This window comes from Clostridium sp. Marseille-P299 (genome assembly GCF_900078195.1).
GTDB lineage: Bacteria > Bacillota > Clostridia > Lachnospirales > Lachnospiraceae > Lachnoclostridium.
In genome coordinates, this window is the sequence record NZ_FJVE01000007.1 from 1,185,469 (window position 1) to 1,201,365 (window position 15,897).

15 protein-coding genes are annotated in these 15,897 nt (G+C 32.6%); 12 read left to right on the forward strand and 3 right to left on the reverse strand.

What is annotated here, in order from left to right; translation table 11 throughout:
- The first annotated feature begins 262 nt into the window (after window positions 1-262).
- The 3 genes from BN4220_RS13145 (at window position 263) to BN4220_RS13155 (ending at window position 2,288) form a co-directional block, all read left to right on the forward strand.
- Window positions 263-703, forward strand: coding sequence for a divergent PAP2 family protein (locus tag BN4220_RS13145; RefSeq protein ID WP_066717113.1), 441 nt, complete (start codon window positions 263-265; stop codon window positions 701-703).
- A gap of 192 nt (window positions 704-895) precedes the next feature.
- Entirely contained in the window at window positions 896-1,249 is a 354-nt protein-coding gene (locus BN4220_RS13150) for a hypothetical protein (protein ID WP_066717116.1), read from the forward strand.
- Window positions 1,250-1,595: 346 nt separating this feature from the next.
- Window positions 1,596-2,288, forward strand: a complete 693-nt coding sequence (locus BN4220_RS13155) for a GNAT family N-acetyltransferase (protein WP_066717119.1) — start codon at window positions 1,596-1,598, stop codon at window positions 2,286-2,288.
- Window positions 2,289-2,476: 188 nt separating this feature from the next.
- On the opposite strand, the gene BN4220_RS13160 is transcribed toward BN4220_RS13155, so the two are convergent.
- Both BN4220_RS13160 and BN4220_RS19880 read right to left on the reverse strand, forming a co-directional pair.
- Window positions 2,477-4,324 carry a thioredoxin domain-containing protein gene (locus tag BN4220_RS13160; protein WP_066717122.1) on the reverse strand — a complete coding sequence of 616 codons (1,848 nt, stop codon included), beginning with the start codon at window positions 4,322-4,324 and terminating at the stop codon, window positions 2,477-2,479.
- Between the two features lie 38 nt (window positions 4,325-4,362).
- Window positions 4,363-4,527, reverse strand: a complete 165-nt coding sequence (locus BN4220_RS19880; protein WP_082812304.1) for a DUF255 domain-containing protein — start codon at window positions 4,525-4,527, stop codon at window positions 4,363-4,365.
- A gap of 403 nt (window positions 4,528-4,930) precedes the next feature.
- On the opposite strand from BN4220_RS19880, the gene BN4220_RS13165 reads away from it, so the two are divergent.
- The 5 genes from BN4220_RS13165 (at window position 4,931) to BN4220_RS13185 (ending at window position 10,933) form a co-directional block, all read left to right on the forward strand.
- Complete coding sequence (locus BN4220_RS13165; RefSeq protein ID WP_066717126.1) at window positions 4,931-6,058, forward strand: sensor histidine kinase; 1,128 nt, start codon at window positions 4,931-4,933, stop codon at window positions 6,056-6,058.
- A gap of 9 nt (window positions 6,059-6,067) precedes the next feature.
- A complete protein-coding gene (locus BN4220_RS13170; RefSeq protein ID WP_347477096.1) occupies window positions 6,068-6,802 on the forward strand; it encodes a response regulator transcription factor in 735 nt (244 codons plus the stop codon).
- A 34-nt stretch (window positions 6,803-6,836) separates the two neighbouring features.
- Window positions 6,837-7,355 carry a hypothetical protein gene (locus tag BN4220_RS13175; protein WP_066717130.1) on the forward strand — a complete coding sequence of 173 codons (519 nt, stop codon included), beginning with the start codon at window positions 6,837-6,839 and terminating at the stop codon, window positions 7,353-7,355.
- 39 nt (window positions 7,356-7,394) lie between these two features.
- Window positions 7,395-9,572, forward strand: coding sequence for a protein translocase subunit SecD (gene secD / locus BN4220_RS13180; RefSeq protein WP_347477097.1), 2,178 nt, complete (start codon window positions 7,395-7,397; stop codon window positions 9,570-9,572).
- A gap of 272 nt (window positions 9,573-9,844) precedes the next feature.
- A complete protein-coding gene (locus BN4220_RS13185) occupies window positions 9,845-10,933 on the forward strand; it encodes a competence protein CoiA family protein (RefSeq protein ID WP_066717139.1) in 1,089 nt (362 codons plus the stop codon).
- A gap of 162 nt (window positions 10,934-11,095) precedes the next feature.
- Here BN4220_RS13185 and trxA read toward each other — a convergent pair whose 3' ends face one another.
- Window positions 11,096-11,410: a thioredoxin gene (gene trxA, locus BN4220_RS13190; RefSeq protein WP_066717143.1), complete on the reverse strand. Its 315-nt coding sequence runs from the start codon at window positions 11,408-11,410 to the stop codon at window positions 11,096-11,098.
- 113 nt (window positions 11,411-11,523) lie between these two features.
- On the opposite strand from trxA, the gene BN4220_RS13195 reads away from it, so the two are divergent.
- The 4 genes from BN4220_RS13195 (at window position 11,524) to BN4220_RS13210 (ending at window position 15,877) form a co-directional block, all read left to right on the forward strand.
- Window positions 11,524-12,267, forward strand: coding sequence for a Crp/Fnr family transcriptional regulator (locus BN4220_RS13195; RefSeq protein ID WP_082812306.1), 744 nt, complete (start codon window positions 11,524-11,526; stop codon window positions 12,265-12,267).
- A 4-nt stretch (window positions 12,268-12,271) separates the two neighbouring features.
- Window positions 12,272-12,610 carry an arsenate reductase family protein gene (locus BN4220_RS13200; RefSeq protein ID WP_066717147.1) on the forward strand — a complete coding sequence of 113 codons (339 nt, stop codon included), beginning with the start codon at window positions 12,272-12,274 and terminating at the stop codon, window positions 12,608-12,610.
- Between the two features lie 254 nt (window positions 12,611-12,864).
- A complete protein-coding gene (locus tag BN4220_RS13205) occupies window positions 12,865-14,136 on the forward strand; it encodes a glycosyl hydrolase family 18 protein (protein WP_066717150.1) in 1,272 nt (423 codons plus the stop codon).
- 601 nt (window positions 14,137-14,737) lie between these two features.
- A complete protein-coding gene (locus BN4220_RS13210) occupies window positions 14,738-15,877 on the forward strand; it encodes a cysteine desulfurase family protein (protein WP_066717152.1) in 1,140 nt (379 codons plus the stop codon).
- The last annotated feature ends 20 nt before the right edge of the window (window positions 15,878-15,897 follow it).

A 15,897-nucleotide genomic window follows, 5' to 3' on the forward strand; every position in this document is an offset into this window, starting at 1 on the left:
GGTTATGTCGAAACGATTCCATTTTTTAATGCATTTGAACTTTATCAAATGAACTGGGCAAAAGGAAAGAAGAAAAATTATAAACTTTATTGGATTTTAAAGCAGTTTAAACAATAGAAGCATCCCATGTGGATACAAAGATTTATGAGTGTGGGTCCGCAAGAGGTTATTAATTCTACATGCTTATCTTACATAAGCATTAATATTTATTAATGTGAGTACTTAATATCTAAGTAAGCGAGACAGACAGGAGGTATTTGACTTGGAACTATTGGAGGGTTTAATAAATAATAAAATTTTTATGAGTGCTGTAATGGGCTGGTTAACTGCACAAGTATTAAAGGTAATCATTTATGCCATTATAAACCGTGAATTTAAGCTGGAGCGGTTTGTAGGATCAGGTGGTATGCCTAGTTCTCATTCTGCGACTGTTTGTGCATTAGTTACCGCAACTATTTTACAATATGGCACTTCTTCTTTTGAGTTTGCCATTGCAGGAGTTTTCGCAATCATAGTGATGTATGATGCTAGAGGAGTGCGATTGGAAACTGGAAAACAAGCAGAGGCGATTAATCAACTATTTGAACTTCTTACAGATCAAAAGGTTGAACCAGTTGTAAAATTAAAAGAACTTGTTGGACATACGCCATTACAAGTACTAGTTGGTGGCATTTTAGGAGTTATAGTAGCATTGCTTATGTAGAATATTATGGTGTTAAGCCTATTTTAGATTGAATTGTGTTGTATCTATAAATAATTAAAATATGTACTTTTGTTTGGAAGGGATGTAAGTTGAAATCATCTCTTCTTTTTATTTTGCGAAACTATCTTTTGTATTTATAATCAATAACACATTGTTTGAAATGTCATATGATAAAGTAAAAAGAGGTTTTTCATGGAAGCTACAGAAAAATATGAAATCATTATTGCTTTTGTTGGGAAAGTACCGCCAAATAAGGAGTATGTAACTTTGGTATGGAGTTTCGCAATACGTGAAGAATTTCAAATGTCGGGCACATATGTTAATGCAATTATTGACGAGCGCTCTTTAGCATGTGTGGATTGTAAAGAAACTGAAACATGTTTTATCGTTCAGGCAATTCGTAATTCAGCACAATCTCCTTCTGGAGAGGACTATTATAACGCATTAGGTAGAATAATGTTTAAAGTAAGAGAAAATTTAAACTATCCATACATGTTTATCACCAGTGAATCAATAAATGCATCCTATTTCCCACAAAGTGAGTAAGCAGGTCTTAGGACCTGTCTTAGCAAGTGGACAAGTATCGTTACATCTAATAGTAAAAAAAGAATATAAACAATATGATTTAAATATATAAAAATCAAAGGAAATGACTTTTTTTAATCCCTAACAATGTGCACAAAATATCGAAAAAATCCCATCCCAAATCGTCAAAATAATAGTTGCAACTAAAAAAAATAATGATATAATGAAAGCGGAATGAGCCATTCCAAGCTTGCTTGAGAATGGCGATTGGAGCAACAAGACCATGAACTGCTTTTGTTCATGGTAGATTCAAGCGGATGGTTATAACTTTAATGCTAATAACAAACTAAGAAAAGAGAGTGGTTTTTTGGAAACCGATAGGTTGTACCAAGTAGAGAAAAAGGATATTAAAAAATTAGAAGAATTATTAACTAGATGTTTTCTCAATGATCCATTGTATTGTAAGTTTATACCCAATGAAGAAACAAGAAAAAAGTTGTTACCTGAATTATTTAAATGTGATTTAGAAGAACTTTTTAACAGTTGTGAAATTTATGCAGATAGTAAAGAATTGAATGGCATTATTGTAGTATCCGATGAATCAGAACCTTATAATGTAATTAAGTATTTTTGGGATGAGATTGTTGCAGAGTTAAAGACAGATCATTATCTTATAAAAGAAGATCCATCCTTAAAGACATTATGGAATTTCTCCGTTGGCAGAAATTATTTGAATTCTAAATGGACAGATAAACTGAACGAAGATGATAGGTTGCATATTATATATTTAGCGGTTTCGCCAACAATGCAACATCATGGTATATCAAGAAAATTAATTCAGACGGTTCTTGATTATGCAGATGAAAATGACTTGATGGTATCGCTAGAGACACATAATAAGCATAATGTCTCTTTTTACGAACATTTTGGTTTTCGAACATTTGGAAGAATTGAAAAGCACTTTGATTTGGTTCAATATTGTATGATAAGAGAAACACGCAGTAGGATAGAAGCGCTTGAAATGTCTGAGGAAAAGGAAGATAAAATAGTAAATGGTTGACCGATAAAAAAACTTCGCATCAGCGAAGTTTTTTTGCATGTTAGTTAGTAGTTTTTACATATTATATTTGATATTAGCTAAAAATAATTTCAAAATTAGCATAATACTACAAAAATAATATAGTAAAGAAAGTAATCGTTGTCAAGTTCTTTTTGAAACGCAGATGTATTAATTGTTTAATTATCAACCTAAGATAATAATATTGCACGTAATTCTTTCATACTATTCATTGGAGCAGAGCAGGCATTATTTTGACAAAGATAATAAACAATCCCTTCATCTGGAATGGGATAGTCGTTTGTATAAGGGGCAATTGTTTTTAATTTATCAGCATTCTCCTGTGTTTTAATAATAACCGTTAAATTTGGTTGGTAGATTTCAGACAGGAAACAAATGAGAGGCTCTGCATCTTTTATATCTTTCGTTACACAAATCAATTCCTTAGAAGGTGCTAAAACATGTTGTATTGCAATTAAGGAGAAACTATATGCGGCTGGATAATCTTTGATATGCCCAGTTAAGAAAGCAAGTTGTTTTGTATTAATATCATTCCATTTTGGCTCACCACTGATTCGATAAAGCTGTGTTAAAACTAATGCAAATACTGAGTTTCCAGAAGGAATTGCACCGTCATATACTTCCTTTGGACGTTGTATTAATACTTCACCTTCCTTTGAATATAAATAACATCCTCCATCTTTTTCATCAAAAAAATTAGTAATAATGTTATTTACAATTTTAATACAATCCTCTAAATAGGAAATATCAAATGTACTTTCATAAAGTTCTAATAAAGCCCAAGCATAAAAGGCATAATCATCTATTTTACCTTCGCCAGCAGACTCGTTATCACGATATCGCACATAAAGAGTACCCTTCCTAGTTGTAAGTTTTGTTTTAATAAAAGAATCCGCTTTTTTTGCTGCTAAAAGGCATCTTTCATCATGCCAAATGCGAGCAGCTTTAGCAAGGGCAGCAATCATAAGACCGTTCCATGATGTTAATATTTTATCATCTTTGTGCAACTTAGTTCGTTTCAATCGATAATCATAAAGGATTTGAAAAATGTCATCAAAGGTATATAGAAAAGGATTTGAGTTTTTTAACAAGTTCGGAATACTTTTTCCTTCAAAATTACCTTCCTCTGTAATATCGAATTGTTCATTAAAATAGTTCGCATCTTGTTTTCCTAACACCTTCATAATTTCTTCTGGTGTAAACACATAGTATTTACCCTCAATTCCTTCGCTGTCCGCATCTTGACCACAATAAAAACCACCTTGCTTATCTGTTAATTCTGCAAGGATGTATTTTATAATACGTTCACCAATATACTGGTACAAAGGTTCATTGGTTTTTTGATAGCATTCAACATAGGTGTATAGTAAAAGGGCATTATCATACAGCATTTTTTCAAAATGAGGTACAAGCCATGCATTATCAGTGGAATATCTTGAAAATCCACCTCCAATATGGTCAAAAATACCCCCTTGATACATTTTCTTCAATGTGTTTTCAACCATCGGAAGGACTTGATTGTTTTCGTGCATTTGTGAATAACGTAAAAGAAATAAGAGATTATGGGGAGTTGGAAATTTTGGAGCTGATGAAAATCCACCGTAAATAGGGTCATAGGAATGTTTAAACATTGTTACGGCTTCATGAAGTAAATCCTCTGTTGGAGCTTCGTTATTAATGACCTCCTTTTGCTGTAAATAACGTAACATATCGTTTCCAAAACTCAATAACTGCGTTTTATCAGTCCTCCATACTTCAGAAACTCTTTGGATAAGTTCCATTAATCCTAATAATCCATTTCTCGTATTCTTAGGTAGATAAGTGCCCGAATAAAAAGGTAATTGATCTGCAGTCATAAGAATTGTAAGAGGCCAACCACCATGTCCATGCATTGCCTGACATACAGCCATGTAAACAGCATCGATGTCGGGTCTTTCTTCACGGTCTACTTTAATGGAAACAAAAGTATTATTTAAAAGAGCAGCGACTTCTTCATCTTCAAAGGATTCACGTTCCATAACGTGGCACCAGTGGCAAGTACTTAGATAATACCAATTCAGCTATACCCAATAGATAAAAAAATAGGCTTATTTTCAGCCTTTGCTTTCTGAAAAGCTTCGTTGCCCCATGGATACCATTTTACTGGATTATATGCATGTTGCAATAAATACGGAGATTTTTCATCAATTAATCTATTGGGTATTTTACTTGAATTAGTCATAACATCACCTCCTTTTTTAATCATACCTTAGTATCCACTTATTAACAAGAAAACATGCACGACAAAAGGGGATTTTCACGTAAGATATGGTGAATAATCCCCTTTATAATATGAGAGTAATGTGAGAGATGTTGTTTTACCTGGAATTCAGGTTACTGTATGACAAATGTTGCTCCTTTCTACAGATGCTAGAGAGTAAATATTGCTCTCTAATATAATATATTCGTAATGTCGAATTTTGACACATCATAATTAAAATTAAGGAAACCATTAATATATTGTATTTAAGTAAACATTTTGATAAAATCTTATTAAGACATTAAGAGAAACGAAAATAGATATATATGCCTAATTTTACGAATTTTCTATTTTTCTGTATATTATGTGGTATAATGAAAGCAAAATGTGGTATCGCACGCTTGTGTGCAATACTTTATTTTATTGTTTGGAAAGGTGTGGTGGGAATATCAAAAAACTAGAGATTTCTTTCAAAGATACCTTTTTTGCTATTAGCATTTACCTTATAAGCACCTTAATTGCAGTAATCTCTAATTATTTAGAGGTAAGTGATAATAATGTTATAGCTCTTTACATATTTGCAATCGTAATTATTTGTTTAAAAACAAAGGGATATACTTATGGAATTATTGCAAGCATAAGTTTTATAATGCAGGCGTTATATTTAAAAATAAAATGTGAGCCATTCACAATTATTATTATGTTACTAATTTCAATTATTTTAAGCAATTATGTGAAGAAACTAAGGGAAAAGGCTTTTGTAGCATATGAAAATGAGAAAATAGCAAAAGAAATGGCACAAAATCAACATCATATAATACTTGCTACCGAACGAGAACTAATTAGAAGCAACCTACTTCGTGCTATTTCTCATGATTTGAGAACACCATTAACTACAATTTCAGGTTCTGCTTCAGCAATTTTAGGTATGAATACAATGGATAAAGCGGTGATTAATCGTATGGCTACAAGTATTAAAGAGGATTGCAATTGGCTGATTCATATGGTAGAGAATCTACTAGCAATAACTAAAATTAGTGATACAAATCAGATTTTAACTAAGACAGAAGAATTAGTAGAAGAAGTGGTGTCTGAGGCTTGTTCGCGTATCAAGAGCAGCTATCCAGAAGCGAAATTAAAGATTTTAGTTCCGGATGAAATTATTTTGCTGCCAATGGAGTTTACGTTAATAGAACAAGTTTTATTTAATTTAATAGAAAATTCAATTAAATATTCAAAGGATAATGGTAATGTTATGATTACTGTGAGTAAATTAGATAACCAAGTATCCTTTGAAGTAAGAGATCATGGGATTGGACTTAGTGATAAATTACTGAAAAGCATGTTCCATAGCACCATGGATTTTAATGATGATACAGATAACAAGCGAGGAATGGGGATTGGATTAACGATTTGTCATTCTATTATAAAGGCTCATAAAGGTGAGATAACAGCGCAGAATGCTAAAGATGGAGGAGCTGTATTTACATTTTATTTGCCAATAGAAGAATAGATGACATGAATGAAAAAAATCATTTTGAATGGAGTGATTCGTATGAAAGAGTGGAGTGTTTTAATTATTGAGGACGAAAAATCGATTTGTAATTTCCTATCAACGATTTTAACGAATAATGGGTACATAACGAGAACGGCAATGACTGGTACAGAGGCAATTCAGCAAATAAAAAAACAGGTACCAGATATGATTTTACTGGATTTAGGTCTTCCAGATATGGATGGAACTAAGATTTTAGAAATGGTCCGTAAAACCTCTGACCTACCAATTATCGTGATATCAGCGAGAGGAAAAGAAGAAGAGAAAGTAAAAGCTCTTGATTTAGGCGCGGATGATTATTTAAGCAAACCCTTTGGTACGAATGAACTGCTTGCTAGGATGCGAACAGAGGTTAGACACAGTATACGTAAAAATCACATCAAGGTAAATCAAAGACCATATCGCCATCGCGGGCTAGTTATAGATTTTGAAAAGCATAGCATTCAGTTAGATGGTAATTACATACATCTAACGCAAAATGAATATAAAATTGTAACTTTACTTGCTGAAAATGCAGGGAAAGTTTTAACACATTCTCATATTATTCATCATATATGGGGATTTCAAAATGGTGAGGATAATAAGATTTTAAGAGTAAATATGGCAAATATCCGAAGAAAATTTGAAAAAAATCCAGCTGAGCCTATGTATATTTTTACAGAAGTAGGAATTGGATATCGTATGCCAGAATCGGAAGCGTAGTAATTAAACTGAATGAAAGGGCAGGAAGAAGATAATGAATCGATACAAATCTTTAAAAGTAAAAGTTATAACATCCTTTATTATCATTCTTTTTGTCATGACCTTTGTGACCTTTTGTATGAATGATATATCTTTTAATGAGAATGAAGAAAATATATTAGTCATGCAGCAATATATCAATGAATATGGGAACACATCCAATATAGATGAGAATGCATCCAGTATCGATGGATATCTGTTTGCAAGCACACAAAAGTTCACGAAAAATATCATAGTATATGAATTAAATGTACGGAATGCCTCCCATAGCTTTGTAATAACCGATCGGATTACGGAGAATCGATTACATTCTTCCAATAACGATGATGATGGTTTCGTAAGAGTAGTCTTTATGCCGGCTGTTTTCACAACAAGTTTTTACTATATATTTCATATGGTACGAAAATGGTTTACGAGTAATGTTTTTTGCTTATCATTTCTTATTGAATTAGTAATTACTTATATACATAAACGGGATGGTAAGAAACGTGGTCCCCTTATTATATTTAATTAAAAACAAAATAATATAATAAAATAAACGGGGGATTTCATTGTGAATAAAGAAGTTAGACCATTTTTTATAGGAACTATACTTGTAATAATGCTTGCCTTTGTTTCAATATTTGGATTGGGCAGTATAAAAGGTGCCAATAACATGCGTTTTGGTATCGATATCCGTGGTGGTGTAGAGGCTGTTTATGAGCCAGTAGATTTAGATAGAAAACCAACAGAAGCAGAATTAGAATCAGCAAAAAGTATTATAGAAACACGTCTTGATGCAAATAACATATTAGATCGTGAAGTAACAAGCGATAATGAAGATGGAACTATCATCGTTCGATTTCCTTGGAAGTCGGATGAAACAGATTTTAATCCAGAAAAAGCAATCGCTGAACTTGGTGAGACGGCAAAACTTACGTTCCGTGATTCAAACGGTAATGTAATGATTGATGGTTCTTACGTTAAAAATAGTGAGGTCAGAAGAAATCCTCAGACCAATGCACCAATGGTTACTTTAGAGTTTGATAGCGAAGGTAGTAAGATATTTGCAAACGTAACAAAAGAATTACTAAACAAACCAATGAGTATCTATATGGATGAAGAAAAAATATTTACTGCTCAAGTATCTGCAGTAATCAAAAATGGTCAATCCGTAATAGAAGGAATTGGTACCATGGATGAAGCAAAAGATTTGTCAACGAAAATTAATGCAGGTGCTCTACCATTTTCCATGAAAACCACCAATCATAGTACAATCAGTCCAAGCTTGGGAAGCGGGGCTTTGAATGTCATGATAAAAGCAGGAGTAATTGCTTTTATTTTCATATGCTTATTCATGATGTTTTATTATAAATTACCAGGTGCTATTACTTGTATTGCCTTGGTATTTCAGACGGCTTGTCAATTGCTGTTGTTATCTGTACCTCAATTTACACTTACATTGCCAGGTATTGCTGGTTTAATCCTTTCTCTTGGAATGGCAGTGGATGCGAACATCATTATTTCTGAACGTATCGGTGAAGAATTAAATAAAGGAAAGAGTATACGTTCGGCAATAAAAGAAGGATATCAAAATGCATTCAGTTCCGTTTTTGATGGTAATATGACAACTGGTATTGTTGCTATTATATTAATGATATTTGGTTCTGGTACAATGCTAAGTTTTGGATATTCCTTATTAACAGGTGTTATACTTAACTTTTTAGTAGTTGCTATTACAAAGAAGCTTTTAAATAGTATTTTAGGCTTTCGAAAGTTATATGATGAGAAATATTTCAGAATTAAAAAAGAGAAGAAGACAATTCACTTTTATGAAAAGAGATATATACCATATATAATTTCTTGTGTTCTAATTATTGGTGGTATTTTAATTTGTATCTTTAAGGGAGTTAATCTTGATACAAGTTTTGTCGGTGGAGCAATGTTAAAATATAGCTACACTGGTGAAGTAGATATTACAAAGAGTGAACAAGCGGCAACTGAGGCATTAAACCGCCCTGCATCCATCCAAGTAACAACGGATTTGATTACCAAAGAACAAAAGATGGTAGTTACACTTGCAGGAAATGAAGGCTTGTCTCCAGAGGATCAAACCATATTAGCAGATGAATTAGCAAAAGTTAATCCAGATGTAAGTATGGAATTATCGGAATCTTACATTGTAGAGCCTTATATTGGTAGACAAGCTTTAATGAATTCAGCAAAGGCGATTATACTTGCATCTGTATTTATTGTGGTATACGTAGCAATTCGTTTCTCAACCATATCAGGAATTTCCGCAGGTATTATGGCGTTAATCGCCCTTATTCATGATAACGCAATTGTACTATTTGTATTTGCGGTGTTTGGTATTCCGCTAAATGATGCTTTCGTCGCGGTAACCTTAACCATTATAGGTTATTCCATTAATGATACCATTGTTATTTATGACCGTATCAGAGAAAATCAAAAGAATGAGAAATTATCTTTGGTAGAATTATTAAATAATAGTGTTACGCAGACAATAGGACGTTCAATTAATACTTCCTTAGCAACGGTTGTGTGTATATTATTAGTATTTATTTTCTCTTATCTCTATGGAATACAGTCAATTGTAGTATTCTCATTACCAATGTTATTTGGTTTGATTACGGGATGCTATTCAACCATCTGTATCGCTGGTACCTTATGGGTATCTTGGAGAAAGTTTATTACAAAACGCAAAGAAACGAAACAAGGCATAGCTGCATAAAGTTAGTTGTTTGAGTTTATGAGGTGCTGTCTTACATACAATATTTTATAGGTGTTCATGTTTCATCCATGAAAAACACTGTATGAAAGTTGTCTGTGAGATGGCATCTTTTTTTCATTATAAGAAATAAAATCATAAGTGCTTTGTCTTATAGGAGATTCAATGTTTGTTCAAAATATAGTATGCGCCTTATTAAAAATATGTTATGATATTAGCTAGTAAGTAGTGCTATTTAAGACGATTGGATGAATAAGGAGCAGTGATATTTTCATATGGAAGACTGTTTGTTTGATGGTAAGGAATTGTGTGTATTTGAGCTAAAAGATAATCTAGGTTATTATGATAATGACCTTGTGATTTCATGGAAAGAACTTGCACATGATAAAAAACTACTATGTCCAGAATGCGGCGCTAAAGTAAGACTTGCGGCTGGACAAATTGTTGAGCCATACTTTGCGCATTATGATAAAAAGGAATGTTCTTACGGGAATACAATAGAATCAGAAGAATCTAGGAAAGCAAAACGCTTACTTTATCTACTTTTAAAAGAGAGTTTTCCAAATCATGAGATACATGCAAGATATAAATTACGAAATGGTTTATATTCAACTCTTTATGTGATTCAACCAAATGGAAGGGATATTGCTTTTGAGTATCGTCGACAAACTCTTTCGGTAGAACAATATAAAATAAGAGAGTCCTATTATAAAGAGCAAAATATAATCTCCATCTTCGTACTTGCAAATGAATTAGACAAGGATGAAAAACAATTATCCTGGTATCAAGATTTGATACATAAATCAATGAATTATGCATTGTTTCTTAATGTTTTTAAGGAAACACTTCTTTTTAAAAAGAGCTTTGAATATGCTATCAATGGAAGTAGAAGAATTGAGATATTTAGTAAGGAATATAAAATACAAGAACTAAAGATGGATCAAGAGGGCAATTTTAATTGTGATTTTGAAGAAGAATGTAATGAATTTCAGAAACAATTAGAGGATCGTATTAAAAAGTTAGAGAGAGAACTAAGAGAAGTAAGAGAGCGACAGTTAAAAGAACAAAGAGAGTTAAGAGAGGCCAGAATAAGGCAAGAAAGAGAATTAAGAGAGGCGAAAGAAAGGGAAGCCATTCGGTATCAAAAATATCGTGAGTCAATAAGGCTAAAGGAATTAGAAAAGCAAGGTAGTGAGTTGCAACAAAGAGCTATGAGTCTTGAGTCAAAGAAACAACTTCCAGATTGGGTTAGACCAGATATTTTAAAGACAGCCATTCAATACATGAATAACGGCGAAGGACATCTTGTATCAGATAAATATCGTCAACTGATTATAGAGCTAGGTCTTTATAATACTAGGTAGGATTCAGTTATTAATCACATATAACTCTGAGTAGGTAACAAGGCTTGGTATAAGCCGCCTTACTCAGTTTGATGCATACGTAACAATGATATAACACTCAAAAGGGGTGCTGATTGAAAATCCCAACACCCCATTAGATGTATAATTGTTATGGTTATGTTTTTAAGCATTTAATAATTCTAAGATAGATTCCTTTGGCTTAAGTCCAACGGAGCTTGCAGTTACTTTTCCTTCATTCACTACAATAAGTGTTGGAATGCTCATTACTTTAAACATTTGAGCAAGATCTGGATGCTCATCAATGTTTATTTTGCCTACTTTTATTTCTTCTCCTTTTTCTTTTGAGATTTCTTCAACCAGTGGAGCAATCATACGGCAAGGGCCGCACCATGGTGCCCAAAAATCTATTAAAACTGGAACTTTTGAAGATAAAACTTCACTCTTAAAATTATGCTTTGTTAATGTTAATATTGACATTAATCATACCTCCTAAGGGAACGTTCATTTATGATACATTATATGCATTTAAGGCAAATGTTTCTGTGATAAAGTTACGGAATCATTCTGCCTAATATGACAGTAACCAACATATGGAAAGGAACTTAGGGGGATGGCGTATCATACACGCCTATTATCAGTTTGAAAGTGAGGAGATTCATATCGATATAGAAGGTTATTTAAATGATATTTTACCAATTTGGAATCAGCTTTCTGATAAAGAGCAAGAGACACTTAGTCATGAGCTAAAAGAAGAAACCTTTGAAAAGGGGAAAATGCTCCACCGTGGTTTTATGGACTGTACAGGGCTATATATTATAAAAGAAGGACAGTTACGTATTTATATGATTTCAGAACAGGGAAAAGAGATTACACTTTACCGTTTGTTTGAACGAGATATCTGCCTACTTTCCGCATCCTGTATCTTTAATAATATTCAGTTTGAAGTTCATATTGAAGCGGAAAAGGATACTAAAACATATGTTATCCCAACAGCAGTTTATAAAAAGCTTTTGAATGAATCTGTAACAATATCTAATTTTACAAACCAATTAATAACTTCAAGGTTTTCAGATGTCATGTGGTTAATGGAACAAATATTATTTAGAAATTTTGATAACAGGTTAGCATTATTTATAATAGAACAAAGCAGAATAGAAGAAAGTGATACAATTCGTATAACACATGAGGAAATAGCAAAACATTTAGGCAGTGCGAGAGAAGTAGTTTCTAGAATGCTTAAATACTTTCAGTCAGAAAATATGATATCTTTATTTCGCGGTGGGATAAAAATTGAAGATTATAAAAAACTAGAGACATTAATTGAAGGGAGATAACAGTTTGAATATACAGATATTTGGAAAGTCAAAATGTTTTGATACAAAAAAAGCAGAACGTTATTTTAAAGAAAGAGGAGTGAAATACCAATTTATTGATGTAGCTACCTATGGTATGAGCAAAGGCGAATATACAAATGTAAAACAAGCGGTAGGTGGGTTTTTACCTCTCATTGATGAAAAGTCAAAAGAATATGAGAATTGTTTTATGAAATTTATTTCAGATGAGGATAAAGAAGAAAAATTATTAGAACATCCAAAATTATTTAAAACGCCTATTGTTAGAAATGGGAAAAAAGCAACAATTGGTTATCAGCCAGATGTATGGAAACAGTGGGAATAATCTCAAATAGTAATCCAGTGATAAGTTAGGTATTAACAAATCATAGGAATTGTTGATAGCGTAGTGGGTTATAGGGAACAGAAAGAGTCATGCTTTGACTAGATGCATGATTCTTTCTGTTTTTTAAAATGAGAGGAAATAAAAGCATTAAACAAGAAAAGGTCTTTTGTGGGCGAATTATTATATAAAATTTAGGAAATGATAGAATCTTTTATCCATAGTTGCCATATGATAAATAAAAACGGTATATAAGTATGGATATTCATGTAGTACAACCAAATGAAACGGTAGCTACTATAGCACAACAGTATGGGGTTGGTATTGAACGACTGATATTTGATAATCAAATAGTGGATATAACTAAGCTAGTGGTTGGTCAAGCACTCTTAATCCTTTATCCAGAGATAACACATCAAGTAGAAGCAGGGGATACGCTTTATACTATTGCAAATGAGTATGGGGTAACAACCCTTGATTTAATACGTAATAATCCTTATCTAGTAGGGGAGAGTACATTATTACCAGGGCAAAACATTATTATTAGATACGAGGATGAGGTTATCGGTACGATGGAGACGAATGGTTATGTATATCCTTTTGTTGAAAATTACGTACTTACTGAAACTTTGCCTTATTTAACTTCTTTATCCATTTTTTCATACGGGTTTACTATGGAGGGAGAACTAATCCCAATTGATGATGAAGCACTAATTGCACAAACATTAGAAATGAGAGTGAATCCAATTTTAGTATTAACTCCTTTTTCTGTTTATGGTTCATTTAATAATGAATTAGTTCATGTTGTTTCAACGGACCCAGTGGTCCAAGAAAACCTCATTAATAATTTACTCGTTACAGTTCGTGAAAAAGGCTATACTGGTGTTGATGTTGATTTTGAATTTATACGTGCAGAAGACCGTGAGCCTTACGCTGGATTTATTCGTAATTTAACGACACGCATGAATGCAGAAGGATATACGGTTTCTGTTGCCCTTGCACCTAAAGTTTCTGCAGATCAACCAGGATTATTATATGAAGGTGTGGATTATGCGCTACTTGGTGAAATTGCAAATAGCGTGCTTTTAATGACGTATGAGTGGGGGTATACATATGGACCACCCATGGCAGTAGCACCAATTAATAAAGTTAGAGAAGTACTTGATTATGCCGTAACAGCAATACCTCCTGAAAAAATAGATATGGGAATTCCAAACTATGGTTATGATTGGCCATTACCATTTGAAAAGGGAGTAACAGCCGCTAGAAGTATAGGTAATGTAGAAGCAATACAAATAGCAGCGGCTAACAATGCGGTAATTCAATATGATGAGGTAGCGCAATCTCCGTTTTTCACATACAATAGAGAAGGAGTAGAACATATTGTATGGTTTGAGGATGTAAGAAGTATTTTAGCAAAACTAAAATTAATACCTGAATATGGTTTCCGTGGTGTGGGATATTGGCAACTTATGCGATTTTTTAGACAGAATTGGTTGCTAGTAAATGCTTTATTTAATATTGTATAGATAAGTAAATTATTTAGACAGTTGCAAACAAAATACATATAGATAAGTATTTTGTTTGCAACTGTTTCTTAATTCTTTTTGTACTCAAAAAGGTAGGCAGAATTGATAGCAATATTTTTATATATAAAACAATTCAAAAACTTCAGATTTTTTCAATGGACAAGTCATTTCAGATTTCCATTAAATTATCCACAAGAATCGAACTTTTTTAAAATTTCATATGCGTATAAATTTAGTTAATTAAAAAGCCTATAAGTCACTTAAATCGTAAATCGTAAAAAAACAAACTAACAATAGAGTTCATTGACATTTTATTAAAGAAGTGATAGTATATAACATACTAAAATGATAGGGATTAAACATAATAATACGAGGGGTTGCCCCTCTTCTTATCTAGAACGTATCTTTCATACATGGGTATTTAAGGTGCGTTCTTATAATGTACACAATGGAGTTAATAGGATGATACCAAAATATTTTCATCCATAAAATTTATGTCTATAAAGCCTTAAAAAACTTTAAGTTCTTATAAAGCCTTTAAGTTCTTATTAAGACTTAAAAGTTAAAGTTCTTATAAAGCCTGCGCAAGAAGGAGGTTACAATGATTTATCTTGATTATGCAGCAAATACTCCGGTGGATGCGCTCGTTCTTGATGAGTTTGTCTCAGCAACAACTACGTATATCGCAAATCCTAATTCAACGCATCCGTTAGGGAAAGAAGCACATGAGAAAATGAATGAAGTAACAAAAGAGATTGCTACTGTAATGGGACTAAAAACGGATAGTCCACTAAATGATCAGATCATATATACATCAGGAGCAAGTGAAGCTAATAACTTAGCAATCAAAGGAATTGCTAGAAGTTATCGTGAAAATGGAAAGCATATCATTTCAACATGTTTAGAGCATTCATCGGTGAGCGGTAGTTTAACCTATTTACAAAGTCACTCTTATGAAATAGATTTAGTTAATATTTTACCGGATGGAACGGTTGATTTAGAGCATTTAAAAGAGTTAATGAGAAAAGATACCGTATTAGTTAGTATTGGTTACGTGGATAGTGAATTAGGAGTAATTCAACCAATTGAAGAGATTGCTAAAATCGTTTCAGAATATCCAAACTGTTTTTTTCATACCGATGCCACCCAAGCAGTGGGTAAAATACCTGTAAATTTAGAAGGTGTTGATTTATTAACCTTTACACCACATAAATTCTTTGGACTAAATGGTACTGGAGTATTGATTAAAAAAGAAGGTATTGTATTAGAGCCACTGATTCATGGTGGTGCAAGTACAACAATTTATCGAAGTGGAACACCAGTATTATCACAGGCCATGGCACTATTAAAAGCATTATCTCTTGCAAATGAACAATACGAACAGAGATTTTCCTATGTTACGGATTGTAAAAACTATTTGATGGAAGAGTTAAAGAAATTACCATTGGTTCAAATCAATAGTCCAAAAGGTAGTTCACCTTATATCTTAAACCTTGGTGTAAAAGGTGTGAAAGCTACTTTGTTTAAAGAAGAATTAGAAAAGCATGGTGTATGTGTTTCAATAAAGTCAGCTTGTTCGGTAGTTAATACACCATCAAGACCAGTCTATGCGATTACGAAAGATAGAAAAAGAGCCTTATCATCTTTTCGAATTAGTTTAAGCCATGTAACCACAATGGAAGAAATGAAAGAATTCCTGCAAATTTTTAATGTTTGTTATGAACAACTTACGAAACAATAGATGCGAAACATAAACGAATA